Source organism: Thiocystis violacea (assembly GCF_016583575.1).
In the GTDB taxonomy this organism is placed as follows: Bacteria; Pseudomonadota; Gammaproteobacteria; order Chromatiales; family Chromatiaceae; genus Thiocystis; species Thiocystis violacea.
The window spans coordinates 1-658 of the sequence record NZ_NRRG01000168.1 but is presented as its reverse complement, the minus strand read 5'-3'; the positions used below and the strand labels follow the sequence as shown (position 1 = coordinate 658).

1 protein-coding gene is annotated in these 658 nt (G+C 72.9%); it reads left to right on the top strand.

Going from position 1 to position 658, the window contains the following annotated elements:
• Nucleotides 1–658 (top strand): efflux RND transporter permease subunit (locus CKO27_RS24015; RefSeq protein ID WP_200377421.1); only part of this gene is annotated, 658 nt, incomplete at both ends.

Sequence of the window (658 nt, the reverse complement as noted above, 5' to 3'; positions counted from 1 at the left end):
ACCCCTTCGCCTTCGGCGGCGGCAGCAACGTGCGCACCGCGGTGCTGACGCTGAACATGACGCACCGCAGCGAGCGCCAGGGCTTAAGCAAGCAGGACATCGAAGCCGAGCTGCGCACGGCGCTGGAAGCCGTGCCCGGCGCCCGGGTGCAGGTGGGCCTGGGGTCGTCGAGCGAGAAGTACGTGCTGGTGCTGGCCGGCGAGGACGGCGCCGCGCTGGCCGAGCATGCGCGTGTCGTCGAGCGCGAACTGCGCACGCTGCCGGGCGTCGGCGCCGTCACCTCGACCGCCAGCCTGGTGCGGCCCGAACTCGTCGTGCGGCCCGACTTCGCGCGTGCCGCCGACCTGGGCGTCACCTCGGCCGACATCGCCGACACGCTGCGCATCGCCACCGCGGGCGACTACGACCAGGACCTGGCCAAGCTCAACCTGAGCCAGCGCCAGGTGCCGGTGGTGGTGAGGCTCCCGGACGACGCGCGGCGCGACTTCGACCTGCTGTCGCGCCTGCCGGTGCCCGGCCAGCGCGGCCCGGTGGCACTGTCCAACGTGGCCACGCTCGAGATCGCCAGCGGCCCGTCCGAGATCGCGCGCTACGACCGGCTGCGCAACGTGAACTTCGAGATCGAGCTCAACCAGCGGCCGCTGGGCGAGGTGCAGGC